17 protein-coding genes are annotated in these 17,935 nt (G+C 43.7%); 5 read left to right on the forward strand and 12 right to left on the reverse strand.

Annotation, left to right across the window (positions count from 1 at the left end; translation table 11 throughout):
- Positions 1–107: 107 nt before the first annotated feature.
- Positions 108–1,757, forward strand: coding sequence for an EAL domain-containing protein (locus NSQ43_RS00475; RefSeq protein WP_339252106.1), 1,650 nt, complete (start codon positions 108–110; stop codon positions 1,755–1,757).
- Positions 1,758–1,807: 50 nt separating this feature from the next.
- Here NSQ43_RS00475 and NSQ43_RS00480 read toward each other — a convergent pair whose 3' ends face one another.
- The 4 genes from NSQ43_RS00480 to NSQ43_RS00495 are packed head-to-tail and all read right to left on the reverse strand — an operon-like array spanning position 1,808 to position 6,262.
- A complete protein-coding gene (locus NSQ43_RS00480; RefSeq protein ID WP_339252108.1) occupies positions 1,808–2,257 on the reverse strand; it encodes a threonine/serine exporter family protein in 450 nt (149 codons plus the stop codon).
- 15 nt (positions 2,258–2,272) lie between these two features.
- Positions 2,273–3,028 carry a threonine/serine exporter family protein gene (locus NSQ43_RS00485; RefSeq protein ID WP_339254723.1) on the reverse strand — a complete coding sequence of 252 codons (756 nt, stop codon included), beginning with the start codon at positions 3,026–3,028 and terminating at the stop codon, positions 2,273–2,275.
- Positions 3,029–3,044: 16 nt separating this feature from the next.
- Entirely contained in the window at positions 3,045–4,055 is a 1,011-nt protein-coding gene (locus NSQ43_RS00490; RefSeq protein ID WP_339252110.1) for a hypothetical protein, read from the reverse strand.
- A 35-nt stretch (positions 4,056–4,090) separates the two neighbouring features.
- Positions 4,091–6,262 (reverse strand): beta-propeller domain-containing protein, encoded by a 2,172-nt coding sequence (locus NSQ43_RS00495; protein WP_339252112.1) that lies wholly within the window; start codon positions 6,260–6,262, stop codon positions 4,091–4,093.
- 133 nt (positions 6,263–6,395) lie between these two features.
- On the opposite strand from NSQ43_RS00495, the gene NSQ43_RS00500 reads away from it, so the two are divergent.
- From NSQ43_RS00500 to NSQ43_RS00510, 3 genes are all read left to right on the forward strand, one after another.
- Positions 6,396–7,709: a short-chain fatty acid transporter gene (locus tag NSQ43_RS00500; protein WP_339252114.1), complete on the forward strand. Its 1,314-nt coding sequence runs from the start codon at positions 6,396–6,398 to the stop codon at positions 7,707–7,709.
- A 162-nt stretch (positions 7,710–7,871) separates the two neighbouring features.
- Complete coding sequence (locus NSQ43_RS00505) at positions 7,872–8,045, forward strand: hypothetical protein (protein WP_339252116.1); 174 nt, start codon at positions 7,872–7,874, stop codon at positions 8,043–8,045.
- A gap of 443 nt (positions 8,046–8,488) precedes the next feature.
- The gene (locus tag NSQ43_RS00510) at positions 8,489–9,973 is read left to right on the forward strand and encodes a DASS family sodium-coupled anion symporter (RefSeq protein WP_339252118.1); all 1,485 of its coding nucleotides are present in this window, start codon (positions 8,489–8,491) and stop codon (positions 9,971–9,973) included.
- Between the two features lie 352 nt (positions 9,974–10,325).
- Here the strand turns inward: NSQ43_RS00510 and NSQ43_RS00515 are convergent, their stop codons facing one another.
- Positions 10,326–10,928, reverse strand: coding sequence for a pyroglutamyl-peptidase I (locus tag NSQ43_RS00515; RefSeq protein ID WP_339252120.1), 603 nt, complete (start codon positions 10,926–10,928; stop codon positions 10,326–10,328).
- 126 nt (positions 10,929–11,054) lie between these two features.
- Here NSQ43_RS00515 and NSQ43_RS00520 point away from each other — a divergent pair, with 126 nt between their 5' ends.
- The gene (locus tag NSQ43_RS00520) at positions 11,055–11,936 is read left to right on the forward strand and encodes an SDR family oxidoreductase (RefSeq protein WP_339252122.1); all 882 of its coding nucleotides are present in this window, start codon (positions 11,055–11,057) and stop codon (positions 11,934–11,936) included.
- Here NSQ43_RS00520 and NSQ43_RS00525 read toward each other — a convergent pair.
- From NSQ43_RS00525 to NSQ43_RS00555, 7 genes are all read right to left on the reverse strand, one after another.
- Positions 11,921–12,346: a hypothetical protein gene (locus NSQ43_RS00525; protein WP_339252124.1), complete on the reverse strand. Its 426-nt coding sequence runs from the start codon at positions 12,344–12,346 to the stop codon at positions 11,921–11,923. The genes NSQ43_RS00520 and NSQ43_RS00525 overlap by 16 nt on opposite strands.
- 28 nt (positions 12,347–12,374) lie before the next feature.
- Positions 12,375–14,579, reverse strand: coding sequence for a YhgE/Pip domain-containing protein (locus NSQ43_RS00530; RefSeq protein ID WP_339252125.1), 2,205 nt, complete (start codon positions 14,577–14,579; stop codon positions 12,375–12,377).
- 69 nt (positions 14,580–14,648) lie between these two features.
- Positions 14,649–15,218, reverse strand: coding sequence for a TetR/AcrR family transcriptional regulator (locus tag NSQ43_RS00535; RefSeq protein ID WP_339252127.1), 570 nt, complete (start codon positions 15,216–15,218; stop codon positions 14,649–14,651).
- Between the two features lie 160 nt (positions 15,219–15,378).
- A complete protein-coding gene (locus NSQ43_RS00540; RefSeq protein ID WP_339252129.1) occupies positions 15,379–15,660 on the reverse strand; it encodes a hypothetical protein in 282 nt (93 codons plus the stop codon).
- Position 15,661: 1 nt separating this feature from the next.
- On the reverse strand, positions 15,662–16,048 hold the full coding sequence (locus tag NSQ43_RS00545) for a hypothetical protein (protein WP_339252131.1): 387 nt from the start codon (positions 16,046–16,048) through the stop codon (positions 15,662–15,664).
- A 12-nt stretch (positions 16,049–16,060) separates the two neighbouring features.
- Positions 16,061–16,426 (reverse strand): DUF2089 domain-containing protein, encoded by a 366-nt coding sequence (locus tag NSQ43_RS00550; RefSeq protein ID WP_339254725.1) that lies wholly within the window; start codon positions 16,424–16,426, stop codon positions 16,061–16,063.
- Positions 16,427–16,614: 188 nt separating this feature from the next.
- On the reverse strand, positions 16,615–17,853 hold the full coding sequence (locus tag NSQ43_RS00555) for a serpin family protein (protein WP_339252133.1): 1,239 nt from the start codon (positions 17,851–17,853) through the stop codon (positions 16,615–16,617).
- Between the last annotated feature and the right edge of the window lie 82 nt (positions 17,854–17,935).

The raw sequence follows: 17,935 nt of genomic DNA on the forward strand, positions 1-17,935 counted from the left end.
TCAACAATACTATCTGGCAATTTTTGTATTACAATCAAATTACAATACATATTAATCTCTCATCCTATATAATGAATAGGATAAGCACTTAGAAAGGGGACAAAAAGATGAGTTCGGCAAACACTACTACTCTTAATGAGTTGCCGCAAATCATGGACAGTCTGATTCAATTCCTAATGGTGACCCGTACAGACAGTGAAGGATTGATTACATATACAAATAACAACTTCCTCGTTGCAAGCGACTGGACGCCAAAGCGTATTTTAGGTAAATCCTTCTGGCAAATGTTTCCAGAGGACAAAGAAGGCCAAACACGGGCTGACGCGATTTGGGACAGGATCTCTTGTGGAAAGTCTTGGTTTGGGAAAGTTGAGAAGCTTTCAAGAAATGGTGAGCCCTACTATGTAAAAATGGTAGCGATTCCAATGATGAATGACGCTGGGTCACTTGAATCCGCGACGTTTCTTGAGCTTGATATCACTGAGGATGTAGAGTTGCAGGAAAAGCTGCAGCAAATCGCTTTTATTGATTTTGAAACGGGATTGATGAGCCGACATAAATTAGAGGCCGTGACAAATGAATACATCAATGAAAACAGACATTTTTCATTCGTCTATATCACAATCGATCATTACTACACATTGAAAGATTTACAATCGAATGAATCAGAGTCCGTTTTGATACAGGAATTCACTAACCGGCTAAAACGGTACTTCCAAGGCGATCCGATTGCTCGCATGGGAGTAAGTCAATTTGTCGTGTTGACGGGCTTCGGAGATTGGTTCGTCCAAGGGTTCCTTGAGTTTTTAAAGGAGCAACCTATTTATCTCGACAACCATTCCTTGCCTCTTTCTGTAAGTGGCAGCATTGTTCGCTTTCCCGAAGACCAACAGTCCTATACCCAACTGATCAAGGCTTCAATGGCTGCGATAAGTAACCATGCTGATCAAGGGAGCGGCAAAATCGCTTCACTTTCCGCAGATTCCCATAAGGATTTAAACCGTCGTTTCATCATTGATAAAAAATTGCTAACCGCTTTGGATCATCAAAATTTACAAGTTTTCTATCAGCCACAATTGGACATTGCAACGAATAAAGTGCAGGTCTATGAGGCACTTGTAAGATGGGAAGACGAAGATTTAGGGTATGTGAATCCTGATGAACTTATTCCGATTGCAGAGGAAAATGGCTTGATACATGCAATTGGAGCGTATGTTATTGAGGAAGCCGCAAATCTTGCGATGGAGCTAATGAAGAATGATCAAGACATCAGTATCTCGGTAAACACTTCCGTCAGGGAGTTCGGGGATTCATCCCAAATGAAAGAGAAATTGATGGGCATTCTTAAAGATACAAAATGCCCACCTGAAAAGATCCAGTTGGAAATAACCGAGAAATTCGCATTCCAAGCAGAACAGGAACAGTCCATTGCCCGACAGATGAAAGCTTTAAAGGATACAGGCATTCAATTCATCTTGGATGACTTCGGGACTGGATACGCATCATTCAGATATATGCAGCATTTACCAATATCAAAAGTGAAAATCGATAAGGTATTCGTGAATTCTTTGTTGACCATGCCGAAGACAAAACAACTTGTCGAAGGAATGATTCTTTTCGGTAAAACGATGGGCTTCTATGTCATCGCCGAAGGGGTCGAAACGAAGGAACAATTCGATCTATTGAAGGAAATGGGCGTAGATGCTGTTCAAGGATATTATATCGGGGCACCGATGAAGAGAGATGAGATATACTAAGAGACGGAGTATTCGAAGGACGAGTACTCCGTCTTTTTTTGTTCAATAAATTACTGGACTTCCTTTTTCTTCATTCTGGATCTAAAAAATAGCTGAATGATCACTTCTGCAAAAACAAGCCCCATTGCGATTGCACCTGAAACCATGAATGCTCGGATTGCGAAGGAGATTGCTGTCAGGTGGTCATTTTCGACGAAGTGGCGCATCGCATTGTATGCAGTGCCCCCCGGAACAAGCGGGATGATACCTGCTACGCTGAAAATGATCATAGGAGTCCGAAAGCGTTTTGCAAATATATGGGCGACGAACGCCACAACGAAAGAACCCAAAAATGAGGCTTTAACAATGTCACCCGACAATGTATTGAACATGCTATAGACCATCCATCCTGCCATGCCTACAAATCCACAGTATACAAGCATCTTTCGCGGGGCGTTAAAAATGACACCAAACCCTGCAGCCGCAAGAAAACTGAGGATGGCCTGCACTAACCAACCCATTTATATCCACCCTTCCTAAAAAGACAATACAAGTGCGACACCTGCCCCGATTGCAAAGGCGGTTAAAAATGCCTCCGCCCCTTTCGCCACACCTGACATGAAATGACCTGCCATCAAATCACGTACCGCATTCGTGATCAACAATCCTGGAACGAGCGGCATCACTCCCCCGATGATAATCTTATCGACCTGCTCCCCCATATTCGCCTGAACGGCGATAAAAGCGACAAGGGCCACACTTAAGGCGGCAATGAACTCGGAAAAAAACTTCACTTTTGTAAGCTCTTGGACGATTGTCACCGCTATGTAACCTGCCCCACCGGCAAGGAAAGCAGCAGGGACATCCATCCATAACCCTTCATAGAGAATGAGGAAACTTGCACTCGCAATACTTGCCGCAAGGATTTGCAACCATAATGGAAACATCACGTTCGCCCGTTCGATTTCGCGCAAGCGTTTATATGCTTCTTCCACCGTGTATTGTTGAGCAGACAATTTTCTCGAGACATCATTGACAAGTTCCACCTTTTCGAGATCTGTGGAGCGGTTTTTTATACGAATCAACCTTGTATGATGGGGACTGCCGGGAGATAGGATGATACCAGTGGGCGTGACAAAACTTTCAACTTCTTCAAAACCTTGCGTCCGAGCCATCCGCTCCATTGTATCCTCGATACGGTATGTCTCCGCCCCCGACTCCATCATCAGACGTCCTGCAAGCAGACAACATTCGATCGCTGTCTCTTTATTTGACAAGTCCCCACCTCCAATAGCCTTTTTATAAAGTTTAGTGGATGTTCCAATAAAAGACAACGCGATTCTCCGCTGAGACAGCGGACATGACACTTGAGCGCGGAACTCGTATTGTTGAGCGCATAACGTGATTCTTGAGCGCGGACTTGTATTCTTGAGCGCATAACATGATTCTTGAGCGCGGACTTGTATTGTTGAGCGAATAACATGATTCTTGAGCGCGGACTTGTATTCTTGAGCGGATAACATGATTCTTGAGCGCGGACTCGTATTCTTGAGCGCATAACATGATTCTTGAGCGCGGACTCGTATTCTTGAGCGCATAACATGATTCTTGAGCGCGGGCTTGTATTCTTGAGCGCATAACGTGATTCTTGAGCGCGGGCTCGTATTGTTGAGCGAATAACGTGATTCTTGAGCGCGGACTTGTATTCTTGAGCGCATAACGTGATTCTTGAGCGCGGACTTGTATTGTTGAGCGAATAACGTGATTCTTGAGCGCAGACTTGTATTCTTGAGCGCATAACGTGATTCTTGAGCGCGAACTCGTATTCTTGAGCGCATAACGTGATTCTTGAGCGCGGACTTGTATTCTTGAGCACATAACGTGATTCTTGGGCGCGAACTCGTATTCTTGAGCGCATAACGTGATTCTTGAGCGCGGACTTGTATTCTTGAGCGCAAAACGTGATTCTTGAGCGCGGACTTGTATTCTTGAGCGGATAACGTGATTCTTGAGCGGATAACGTGATTCTTGAGCGCGGGCTCGTATTCTTGAGCGCAAAACGTGATTCTTGAGCGCGGGCTCGTATTGTTGAGCGCATAACGTGATTCTTGAGCGCGGACTCGTTTTCTTGAGCGCATAACGTGATTCTTGAGCGCGGACTCGTATTGTTGAGCGAATAACATGATTCTTGAGCGCGGACTCGTATTGTTGAGCGAATAACATGATTCTTGAGCGCGAACTCGTATTCTTGAGCGCATAACGTGATTCTTGAGCGCGAACTCGTATTCTTGAGCGCAAAACAACTTCTAAAACAAACAATAAAAACCGGGGCATCCTACTGCCCCGGTTTTCTATCATCTTAATTTCAATGTTTTAATTTCATTAAAGGTATTCAAATCATAGCTACTGATTTCACGTGATGCTATCGTAAAGAGTCTATCTCCACTGTAGACAAGTCGTTGTACTTGGCTTTCCCATTCTTCATACAGCTGTCCTCGGGTTTTCCCTTTAACCAGATCCCCTTTTAACACAATTCCATTATTCGGAGTGATTTCATATACCAATGCACCAGACCCTTTATAGTCCAATTCGAATTCTTTATCCGTCTCTTCATAAATGCTGACAGGGAATCCAAAGAGATTGAGGTTCTTATGCTGAAATAGCGCTTTATGGTCGTATTGGATTGGTGAATAAGTTCCCTGTCCTCCGATGATTTCCGTGTATTTTTCTTTCGGATTATGGAAATCGGTTACATCAAAAACTGATATTTTCATTCCCTTTGTGATGATTCGCGGCTCGCCTCCGTGAGGATTTTTCTCTGCAACGGTGTCATATCCAAATCCGATTAAATGACTTTCATCCAGCGGGTGCAAATAGTTTGAGAAGCCTGGAATCTTCAGTTCACCCAACACTTTCGGATTAGTGGGATCCGCTACATCAAGAACGAACAATGGATCTGTCTCTCTGAACGTGACCATATATGCTTTATCACCCATGAATCGTGCTGAGTAAATCCTCTCACCTTCCGCAAGGCCTTCCACCGAGCCTACCTGTTGCATGCCGTCATTCATAATGAATAAGTGATTTTTAGAAGGATTCTTTTCATCCCACATATTCCCTTCCGTCATGACGACGCGGAAATTGCCGTTGTATTCATCCATCGAGAATTGGTTCAGAATGGTTCCTTTCAATTCTGCTGAGCTATAGAATTCGATTTTTGTTCCATTTAATTTAAACTTGAAGAACTCTGTACTTGCTTTTCCCGGATTCCAAATCATCATTTCCATGCCGCGGGGACTCTTTTCCATCTCATATTTCATCGCAGTCAAATACAGATGATCCTTCGTCATATACATTTGATTGCTACTACCAAGGAACCCTTTCGTTTCAAGCTTCCCAGTCTCCGGTGTGGACAGATCGATTGCCGTTATGACTGTGTACGATGCTTCCATTGCACCAGGTAAAATTGAGATATCCTTGAATTCCAAATAACTTTTTTCTTTCTCCTCTTTGGAGTCAAGGATGACAGGTCGCAATGTCTCCCCTTCGATTGTATCCATCGCCCATAAATACGGATGCATATTGGTCACTAAGTAAAGCATATCGCCAGTTTTCCGGGCGCTGTTCAAATACCCTTCAATGCCGATTTCACGGATGAACTCCGGATTTTCCCGATCTTGAATCGAATATATTTTCACCGTGCTCATACTGTTTGCAGGCATGATCATATCAGCCGCGATCTTTTTCTCTGAATACGGCTCGTATTTATCCCCAAGAACGATTAATAAATCATCATGTAGGAATAACTGCGAGGCGTAGTGGTTTTCCTCCATTTTAAGGACGGAAGCGACTTTCATTTTGCTTGAATCCCGGATATCAATGATTTGCACAGACGTCCCATCTGAGATGGTAAATAAATAATCTCCGTTTGTTTTGACGAAATCCGATTCATCGACGCCTTCCACTTGAATGTTGGTCGAAGAATAGTCAGCGCTTGCGCTTGCGCTTGCGCTTTCTGCTTTCGCGGAATCCTCAGCAGAACCACTCAACTCAAATCTTTCCCTTATGGAACCTTCCCGTGTTTGATTTTGCATATCCCTGATTGTCTCAAAATACACTTTCAAATCTTTCGCTGAGCTGATCGAATCGATGGAATCGTAAACAGTGAATTCAAGTTTATCTAACTTAAGTGATTTGAAAAAAGTACCGTTTACCGCCCTATCGTCTAAATTCAATGTGTACTGCCCCGGTTTTAAACCTCTAACTTGGACGATTTGCCCGTCCTTTGATAGCTCCATTTCAGCCTGTACTTTCTTGCCATGCTGATCGGTCACATAAATATATCCCGCCGTTATAGAATCCGTTACAAGTGGTTCCGAGAAATATGCATTCCACCCATTATCGGTCAGTGCCGTACCCGCAGCGGAAACAGTTACTTTTTTTATCATAAAGGCAAAACATATTACGAGCACGATGATAATAGAAGCCGTGCTCAGCCAAACAAGCGGTTTTCTCACTTTCAACACCCTCTCTGTGCCTCTTTACAAAGTAGACTGTCTAATTGTAATTTAGTTTCACTTTAGAAAAAAACATTTCTATTAGTCAACTTGAATATGGTAGTATTGGTATGTTGTTTAAAACAAAGGGGGATTTAGAAAAATGAAAACGCTAACAAGATGGTCGAACACGATCATGGAAAGGTATTTGCCGGATCCATACATATTCGTGGCCATTCTAACGCTGATCGTCTTTTTGCTTGGCATGGGCCTGACGGATTCAAGTCCGCTCGACATGACCGTCCACTGGGGTAATGGCTTCTGGGGACTATTAGCGTTTACCATGCAAATGGTTATCGTATTAGTTGCGGGACATGTATTGGCAAGCAGTCCGTTTTTCAAGAGAATTTTAAGTTCTATGGCAGGATTGGCGAAATCTCCGGGACAGGCGATTCTGCTTGTAACTGTAATCTCGCTCATCGCTTGTTGGATTAACTGGGGATTCGGTCTCGTCATCGGAGCATTGTTCGCTAAGGAAATCGCGAAGAAAGTAACGAATGTTGATTACAGGCTCTTAATCGCAAGCGCTTACTCCGGTTTTATCATTTGGCATGGTGGGCTTGGCGGTTCGATTCCATTGTCTGTAGCAACAGAGAACCATCCTTTCGCTAACATGATGGGTGTCGTCCCAACATCTGAAACGATTTTTTCAACGTATAATCTTTTCATTATTGCAGTCATTTTCCTTACTTTACCGTTGTTAAATCGTTTTATGATGCCAAAGAAAGAAGATACAGTTACAGTCGACCCTAAGTTATTGGAAGATGAAATCGAAGTGGAAGAGGTACAGGAAAAAACACCTGCTGCACGCCTTGAAAACAGTGTAACCCTTTCAATGCTTGTCGGTGCATTAGGCCTCGTCTACCTGATAAATCACTTTGTGACAAAAGGATTTGACTTGAATCTGAATATCGTCAACTTGATCTTCTTTATCTTAGGTATTATTTTCCACGGCACGCCGAAACGTTTTCTTGCTGCAGTTGCGAATGCAGTGAAGACGGCTGGAGGAATTATCATCCAGTTCCCGTTTTACGCTGGTATCATGGGCATGATGGTGGATTCTGGACTTGCGGGTGTCATGTCCCAATGGTTCGTCAGCATTTCAACTGCAGCAACATTCCCGCTCTTCACATTCTATGCTGCAGGACTTGTTAACTTCTTCGTACCGTCAGGCGGCGGGCAATGGGCAGTACAAGGGCCGATTATGCTTGAAGCAGCCCAAACTCTTGGCGTCAGCTACTCGAAAACAGCTATGGCGATTGCATGGGGTGACGCTTGGACGAATATGATTCAACCATTCTGGGCATTGCCTGCACTCGCTATTGCAGGATTGCGCGCGAAGGATATCATGGGGTACTGTGTGTTCGTGTTACTATTGAGCGGTATTGTTATCAGTATCGGTCTATTCTTCTTTTAATTGAACAGGAAAACATCCGAAGCCTCGTTTTGACGGTTTCGGATGTTTTTTATTTTTATTTATTGCGAAGAATGGACCTTGAACGCGGAGGAATGGACCTTGGGCGCGGAAGAATGGACCTTTGGGAGAAAGAATGGACCTTGGACGCGGAGGAATGGACCATTGGGAGAAAGAATGGACCTTGAACGCGGAAGAATGGGCCTTTGGGAGAAAGAATGGACCTTGGACGCGGAAGAATGGACCCTTGGGAGAAAGAATGGACCTTGGACGCGGAGGAATGGACCCTTGGGAGAAAGAATGGACCTTGAACGCGGAAGAATGGACCTTGTCAGGTGAATGTAATGTAATGAAGTTCTCGTTTACGGGATAAGTATTCTCCTTTACTCTTCGGGAGTTCTCGTTTACGGGACAAGATTGCTCCTTTACTCCTTGGGAGTTCTCCTTTACAACACAGAAGTTCCCATTAACAGGACAACAGTTCTCCTTTCCACTGCAAAAATTAATAATGCCGGGAGATTCGCTTCTCATGGCATTTTCAATCCAACACTTCGATACAAGTAACAATTGCTCGTTTTAAATCTTCAGGGATCAGCTTGGCACACGTCCGTGTTTGCCCGCATTTCCGTGAATACCGCTTTTTGATATCAATACAGCTCATGCTATTCCGACATGAGCCGCCGTCTTCCGCTGCAATCAACAGATTTGTTTTCCTACAGTTTGATTTTCATTAATTTGGGTAGTTTAAAGGATGATATATACGAGGAAGGATTTGAGGCCAGATGGTTAAATCAACCGAAGCAGACAGGCCTAAACGGAATTTGAAGCCCGTTTGGATTATTTTAGCATTCGCAGTTATGATTGTCATTGTCTTACTTCCCACCCCTGGTGACTTACCTGTCGTCGGACAACGAGCGTTGGCTATTTTGGCATTTGCGGTCATTTTATGGGTGACGGAAGCGGTTTCCTATCCAGTTAGTGCTGCAATGATCATCGGACTTGTCGCCTTGTTAGTCGGCTTTGCACCAGATATGGCGGATCCGATTACGATTGTCGGCACAAAAGGCGCACTAAAAATGGCTTTAGGCGGCTTTTCAAACTCTGCCGTCGCCCTTGTTGCGGCAGCTTTATTCCTTGCCGCAGCCATGCAGGCCACCAATTTGCACAAACGTCTTGCACTCTTCATTTTATCAAAAGTTGGCGTGAAAACCGGCGCAATCGTATTTGGTGCTATTCTCGTGTCCGTCGTTTTAGCATTTTTCGTTCCAAGTGCAACTGCCCGGGCCGGAGCGGTCGTACCAATTCTGTTAGGAATGGTGGCGGCTTTCGGACTTCAGCCAAATAGTCGGCTTGGAGCATTATTGGTCATCACCGCAGTGCAATCAGTCTCCATATGGAATATCGGGATCAAAACAGGTGCTGCGCAGAATATGGTAGCTTTAGGATTCATGGAGAAGGAATTCGGGGTTTCCGTTGCATGGAGTTCTTGGTTCCTGTATGCTGCCCCATGGTCCATCATTATGTCAGTCGTCCTATATTTCGTCATGATCAAATTGATCAAACCTGAAACACAAGTTGTTGAAGGCGGAAAAGAACTGATCGAGTCGCAACTGAAAGAACTCGGTCCTATTAAGTCGTCTGAAATCCGTCTAATCATCGTTTCCCTCGCCCTCCTGTTTCTTTGGGCGACGGAAGAGAAACTCCATCCGCTTGATACTACAACGGTGACGATTATTGCAATCGGCGTTCTTCTGTCACCGAAAATCGGCGTGTTCGATTGGAAAACGGTTGAACGTCTCATCCCGTGGGGTACAATTATTGTTTTTGCAGTCGGTATTACACTTGGTACTATCCTGCTTGATACGAATGGTGCCCAATGGCTATCCAACAAAGTCTTTGGTGCAATGGGCCTTGAAAATATGCCGCTGATTGCGACCATCGCTTTGTTGTCGGCTTTCAATATCCTGATCCATCTTGGATTTGCAAGCGCGACAAGCCTTTCATCTGCGCTTATCCCGATTTTCATTGCACTGACTACCACAATCGCCATCGATGCGAACAATGTCGGCTTTGTATTAATTCAACAGTTTGTCATTAGCTTTGGATTCCTTCTCCCGGTGAGCGCACCGCAAAACATGCTTGCCTACGGGACAGGCGCATTTACCGTGAAGGATTTCCTGAAATCCGGGATTCCACTCACCGTCATCGGCTATTTGCTAATTCTATTGTTCAGCGCAACGTATTGGAAGTGGATTGGATTGTTGTGAGGTTTTTAATGAATGGACCTTGGAGTCAGAGGAATGGACCTTGAACGTGAAAGAATGGGCACTTGGGAGAAAGAATGGACCTTGAACGTGGAAGAATGGACCCTTGGGAGAAAGAATGGACCTTGAACGTGGAAGAATGGACCCTTGGGAGAAAGAATGGACCGTGTCAGGTGAACGTATCACGAAGTTCTCGTTTTTTCGAGGAGATTTCTCCTTTACTGCACAAGAGTTCTCGTTTACAGGACAAGAGTTCTCCAATACTCCGCGGATGTTCTCCTTTACGGGACAAGATTTCTCCTTTACTCCACCACGAAAATTAATAATGCCGGGAGATTCGCTTCTCCCGGCTTTTTCAATCCAACACTTCGATACAAGTAACAATTGCACGTTTTAAATCTTCATGGGACCAGCTTGGCACACGGCCGTGTTCAACCGCAAGTTCATGGGAAGCTGGGATGTGAATGAATCCCGCAAGCATATCCGGACGCTGTTTGTTCATGAAATGTAATTCCCGATACATGACATGGTTGCATAAATAAGCTCCCGCAGTATTAGAGATTTCCGCCGGAAACCCTTTCCCTTTCATCGCCTCGACCATTTTTCGAATCGGCATATTCGTGAAATATCCATCTGCCCCACCTTCAACAATCGGTTCATCCACAGGTGCATGTCCGCTATTATCCTTTGCACCGTCATTTACATTGATGGCGATTCGCTCAGGAGTAATTTTAAATCGGCCGCCTGACAGACCAAGTGACAAAACCGCATCGGGTTGCAGTTTTTTGATATGCGAAATGACAAGATCCCCGGAAATATTGAAATCGACCGGTAGGATTTCACTATGGATTTTGTATCGCCCGATTTCCATGCCGTGCAATTCATCAGCAATCTTTTGGGTCGGGTTAATCGGAAAGTTCAAGAACGGTTCAAAGCCAGTTAGCAATAATTTCTTCATAGTAATAATCCCCCTTTAATGCATTATAACGGATTCCGAAGTACTTTGGGATAAATATCTGAAAGTTTATGTTGCTCCTGTTAGGGAATAATCCATTACATTCACTTTTCGGAGGAGGAGTATGGTATGACGAAAGATAAATACGAGAAAAAAGATGAACAAGTGACACCACAAACTCAAAATCAACAACCTGGAATCGAAGCCGAAATGGACCCACCACCACTATATGATGATGAAAATTATAAGGGCTCGGGAAAGTTAAAAGGGAAAAACGCATTGATCACAGGCGGAGATAGCGGCATTGGGCGCGCCGTCGCTGTTGCCTTCGCTAAAGAAGGCGCCAATGTGGCAATCGCCTATTTGGCCGAGGCTGAAGATGTTGATGCGAATAAAACCGTAGAACTCATCGAGAAATACGGCGGGAAAGCGAAGAAATTCCGTATAGATATTAGTGAAGAGGAAAATTGCGAGCAGCTGATTGATGATGTAGTGCAGGAGTTTGGCAGTTTGAACATCCTTGTGAACAATGCTGGTAAGCAGTTTCCTCAGGATGACATTTCCCAAATTTCGGGTGATCAGCTTCGAGAGACATTTGAAACGAATTTCTTCGGGTTGTTCTTCTTGTCTAAGGCTGCTTTAGCGAATATGAAGGAAGGCGATTGCATTATCAACACTTCCTCCGTTACGGCGTATAACGGTTCGCCGGGCTTAATTGATTATTCGGCAACGAAAGGCGCTATTACAACTTTCACTCGTTCACTCGCTCTGAATTTGGCGGATAAAGGAATCCGTGTAAATGCGGTCGCACCTGGCCCGATATGGACACCTTTAATTCCCGCGACGTTTGACGCAAAAAAGGTGGAGCAGCACGGAGCTGATACACCAGTGAAACGCCGTGGGCAACCCGCGGAAAACGCACCGGCATATGTGTTTTTGGCATCGAATGATTCAAGTTACATGACCGGACAGACGATTCATGTCGATGGCGGGGATTATGTTGGGTCATAATTTGTACTTGAGAAAAGGCTTGAGTGAGCGGGGGCCGGCCATTCTTGAGCGCGAATCGCATTTCTTGAGCGCGAACCGCATTTCTTGAGCGCGGAATCGCACTTCTTGAGCGCGAATCGCATTTCTTGAGCGCGAATCGCACTTCTTGAGCGCGAACCGCATTTCTTGAGCGCGAATCGCATTTCTTGAGCGCGAATCGCACTTCTTGAGCGCGGAATCGCACTTCTTGAGCGCGGAATCGCACTTCTTGAGCGCGAATCGCACTTCTTGAGCGCAGAATCGCACTTCTTGAGCGCGAACCGCATTTCTTGAGCGCGGAATCGCACTTCTTGAGCGCGAATCGCATTTCTTGAGCGAAATCGATTTTCCGGAGCGCGCCGCCGTTTATACAATTTTAAAAAGCGATCCACGGACACTCAGTCCGCGGATCGCTTTTTCTTATGCCTCTACAGTATCTCGTGAATACCGTTTTTTGAATATCAATGCAAAGTAACCAAACGTTATCGCCAAGCATGCAACCGTGAAACCGATCAGCACACCGTTATTTGTCCAAAGATGTGCAATATCACCTGTAGAAATCGATGCTTTGAATGATTGGACAGAATACGTCATCGGTAATAATTTATTGAAAACTTGAAGCGGTTCAGGAATTAATTCCAATGGGAATGTTCCTGCGCTTGTCGTTAATTGCAATATCAAAATGAGAATCGCTGCAAATCGGCCTGGGTCGCCAAACATTGATACCAACATTTGAACTATCGCGATGAATGTGTAGCTTGTAATCACCGCAGTCAATATGAACAACGGCAAGTTGGCCGTTTCCATTCCGAGTCCCCACTTGATGATTGCAACAGCAGCAAGCGCTTGAACCAATCCTACAATCGCCAATACAGATACTTTGCTCGCCATCCAACTGAATGCGCCGGTTGGTTTGATTGCTGGTTCGACTAGCGGGAATACAATCGATAACAATAATGCGCCTACGAATAATCCGAGTGAAAGGAAGTATGGCGCAAAACCTGTACCGTAGTTCGGCACTTCATTGATGCCGTCTTTTTCGACATCTACTGGAGCTGCAGCCATATTATACGTTTTCTCGTTCGGATTCACTTCGCTAGCAGTTTCATTTGCTTCCGCAAGTTTCTCCTGCAATGTTAGCGTTCCTTCATTCAATTCCTTCATGCCATCCGTCAATTTCGAGGAACCGGCAGCCAACTCCTTCGATTTTGAAGCAAGCGTTCCAGTTCCTTCACTCAATGTATTAGAGCCAGCATTCAATTCATTCAAACCTGTAGCCAAGTCAGATGAACCTTTTTTCGCTGACGCGACCCCTTCGGATAGCTGATCAAGTCCATTCGACAATGCACCATTTCCTTGTGCGAGAGTCGCGGCACCTTGAGTTAATTGAGGAGAAGCCCCATTCAACTTTTCAAGACCGGCTAATGCCTGCGCATGGCCATCACGAAGTTGGCCAGCCGCGCCATTGACTTGCGTAACCCCCTCATGTAGTGCTGCAGTTCCTTCTGAAAGCTCGGTCATTCCACCTGAAAGCTGTGCGCTTCCCTGTTTTAATTGACCCAAAGCAGCATTCAAAGCAGCTTGTTGTTCCTCTGGCATTGACGCTATGACCGGCGCCAACTTATCGGATAAATCATTAATGCCTGCACTGACATTTTTCGATCCATTCTCTAATTGTTCAGCAGCAGCATTTAAACTTGCCGTTTTTTCATTAATTGTACCAAGTGCATTTCCAAACTCTTCTTCTTTTTGTGCAATCAATGCATAACTATCTCTTAATTGCCCGACACTAGCCGTATAGTTTTCAATGCCTTCTTTCAAATCGGTTGCACCTTTGGTCGCCTGAAGCGCTCCCTTATTAAGTTCAGCGACTCCCGACGACAATGTACCAATTCCTTTATCCAAATCAGCCGCGCCCTTTGCAGCATCATTCGTTTCCTTCGCCAAACGGTCGGAACCGTCTTTCAATGTGATTGTGCTGGACGCCAAAGTTTCCAAGTATCCTTTCAAATCCTGTGCACCACTTTCAAGTTCCGCGGCTCCGTTATGCAGTTTTCCTGCACCATCTGCCGCTTCGCCAAAACCTTTGCCCATTTCACTTACAGAGTCAAATAACTGTTCGGCATAGGTTGACGCAATCTTTTCATTCACTTCCGACCGAATTCGTTCCATCGCGGTCTCCCCGATTTGTGCGGATAGGAAATTGAAGCCCTCATTCGGCTTATACACGATTGTCAGTTTCTCAGGGTTTTCATCCAATAACGTCGTAGCATGTTGTGAGAAATTTTCTGGTATTTCTATTGCGATATAATACTCCTGATTTTTCAGGCCAGCCTCCGCGTCCTCTTTGGAAACTTGTTGGATATTAAAGTTTCCACCTTCCATCAGCTTATCGACCAATTCATCGCCAAGTGATAATTTTTTGCCATCCATCTCTGCGCCTTCATCCATATTAACGATTGCTACAGGAAGTGCGTCCATATTTGCGTACGGATCCCAAAACGCCCATAGGAACATGCCTGCATATAAAACAGGGATGAATAGGATAGCAATCATCGCTACAAGCATTTTCTTAGTACGCAGAAGCTGCTTCCATTCCGCGTATATCATTGATTTTTTCTTCAATTTGCATTCCTCCATTAATACTGATTGACTAAAAACCTCAAACGGTCAACTTTGAATAAAAAAAGAGTCTCAAGCTAAGAGACAGTTAAAAATTGTACCACCTAATAATCCTAAAATACGTTCTTCTGCCAATTCTTCATCATGAGTTTTTCCCCAATCGACAACAAGTGCGAGGTAGGATTTAAATAATAGAAATGCAACGAGTTCACTGTCGCAAGGCTTTAATTCGCCTTTCGCAATTGCCCGTTCGATTTTTTCTTTTATATAGAAGACAATTTCACTTTCTATTTGAGCTAACACCTCAGTGACTGCTGGTGTACGCAATTCTTTTTCTTCATCGATCAATTTCGCATATAGTTTGTGGTTCTCACGAAATTTCAACATTTGCATAAGGCGTGCATGCGCATTTTCTTTAAAAGAAGCACCTTCTATAGAGACTGCGTCGGACGCGGCCCGCATTTCTTCAATCATTTTGAGAACTATGGCATTGAACAGTTCCTCTTTATTTGAAAAGAAGGTGTAGATTGTACCTTTCCCGACGTTCGCAATTTTCGCAACCTGGTCCATCGTTGTGGCTTTGTATCCGAATAGTGAAAATGATTTCGCTGCAGCTTCCATTATTTCTTGTCTGCGATCCACTTCTTCACCTCCAGGGAATTAATTAATATATTTATGACCCAAATACACTTTTGGTCACTTAGTCATTATATTGCTCTTATCGGGAAAATGCAAGTAAAAAACGCAAAATGCCCACCGATACAAGTCAGCAGGCAATTGAATCATATTCATTCATTCTAAATCATAATCTTACAATAACTTCTGTCCCGTCTTTCGCCTTGACGTTCACCAAACTGATTCCTTTGTGGTTACGCAGCTCAGAAACGATGCTTTTGAGTTCCCTTTTCTCCAAAGCCGGGATTACGTATACTTTCGACTTATCTTCGGCATTTTTAGCGATTTGTTCGTTTATCAATTTCCGAAGCCAATTGGAGCTGATGATCGTTACGCCTAACGAAAGGAAAACATATGGAAGCGGAATGGACATCTTGAACTTTTCGGTTTTGACTTTGACTTTCAGCATATCACTCGATGATTACGGAAACTGTATCGCCGTCAGCTGATTTGATGTCGACGATTGGTCCGTCCAGTTCATTTTCGATTGCTTCAATGAGTATATCGATATCAAGGTCTTTCACGTATTTCTCGGATTGAGGGATATTCCCTGCGATATTGTATCCCGCTTTCAACATGACTTTGATGAGCTTGATCGGCAAGTTGACGGAGACATTATCATTATCCGAAGAAACGACACGGATCTTTAATGTCTTGTCTGCATATGCTGTTGATTTACCTGATGAACCGCCCACAGATTCCCTATTATTTAATACTTCAATCAGTTCGGATGCCTTCGTAGCATCCACTTTCCCCTCTTGAACCATCGTTAACACTTTTTCAATTTCCGTTTTCATAATGAATTCCCCCTATTCATCTTTTAACAGTCGTATTGCTTCTTCAGTGGTGATTTCCCCGCTTTCCAACATCGCGACGACCTTTTTTTCGTCGACATTGGATTTCTTTTTCACTTCGTAACCAAGTGTGCTTACGACGTCATTCAGTTTACCCCTTACAGTTGGATAGGAAATTCCTAATTCCTTTTCAACCTCTTTGATATTTCCCCTACATGCCAAGAATACTTCGACGAAATGGAGCTGTTCTCCTGTTAAGGCTGCAAGCTTTGTTAATTCGAACTCGTTTTCAATGTTTGTGTGGCATTTCGAACAATGCAGCCTTGTGACTTTCAACGTTTCGTCGCATACAGGGCAATGGCTAATTATGGGATATGACATGCCTTGGATCACCTCTCCCCTTTCGATTAATTCCATCATATGTTATTCCTCAATTAAAATCAACCATAAACTTGAAAATATTAATTCCGAAGTTAATATTATTAATCAATAGATTAAAAAACGGCCGAAATATTAATTCTGAATTAAAAAGTGGCAAAGCCTATGTAGACTTCGCCACTAATTTACTTTTATTTCACTGTCGGATTGGAAATCGAACCGATGAACAGAATAGCTCCAGTTTCGTCATCGGTAATCACAATGAAAAACGGGCGGTTCACTTCCATGATGAAAGGATCGTCAGGAGGAGCTGATGTGACTCCAACTTCGACGCCCGTTACAGCTGCCGCTTCGGTTCCTTCTTCATTCACATCTATATATGTTTTTTGTTTCACCTTGTTAATCAAAAGGGATGCGTCCCCTTCAATCATCTTGCTGAAATTAGCCCCCTCCTTAAAAGCACTTTTCATGCCAAGGGCTTCCAAAGCTTCATTCAGCTCGGTTTCGTAAGAAAGTTTAAATCGTGGAAGAAGGATTGTTCCGCGCATTTTTTTCATTCCGGATTGTATTTTCTCCCAATTTTCAACGGATAGGTTGCTTTCAAACTTTTTCAAGTCATTTGGAAGTACGACTGTCATGCTCATTTCACCGTCTGCATAAGGAAGTTTGATCGCCTGGTAATCACTATTTGCCATGTAAGATAGTTTCTCTTGAAGCGACATGAAAGGTGCTTTTATTTCACTACCATCCGTTAGATGGAATGTCCGATCTCCGGTTAAGCTTTTATCGAACGGATATTGCCAGTCTCCTTTGAAATAAATTGCATTTAACAGCATAGTGACTAGATTTTCATCCAATTGACCTTCCACTATTTTGTCGATTTTGCCATTCGTTGATTTTTTCACCCAATCGTTGATGCGTTTTGGTGAGTCTTCGCTCGCGATATCAATTTCCTGGATTTCAGCGTTGAAATAATCCTTCGCCTGCATGGCAAAGTTTTCTTGGAAACGAAAGTCTTCATTGAGCCAAACGGAATTAGCGACTTGAAGTTGGATACTTTTCGAGTTTTTGTTCAGTATTGTCATAAGGGAAGCATTTGCTTTATTTAAATCTGTCGCATTCATCCCCGGTATCTTTAAGGTATTTGCAATTTCTTCTTTTGTTACACCGTCCGCTCCATTGTAAACAAGCGATAGTGCCATTAATAGACTCGTTGGTGAAATGAAAAGATTTCCGTCATCATCCTTTTCCACTTCATCCAATAATTTAAATCCCAACTCATTATTCGGGGCAATAATCTTTTCGTAATCCAGCGTCCCAAATTCTACGTCTTTTGAAACTTGCAGACTGTTATTTGTATCAGTACCACAGCCAGATAAAGGCATTAACAGACTCATGCCGACTAACGATGTAACGATTTTCTTTTTCATTTTAACCACCATCCTTTGTTCATTAGACTGGACTTGAATGGTAAAAGTTACAATACATTTAGGTTGCCCATTTTACTTCCAA

It is taken from the genome of Sporosarcina sp. FSL W8-0480 (assembly GCF_037963765.1).
In the GTDB taxonomy this organism is placed as follows: domain Bacteria; phylum Bacillota; class Bacilli; order Bacillales_A; family Planococcaceae; genus Sporosarcina.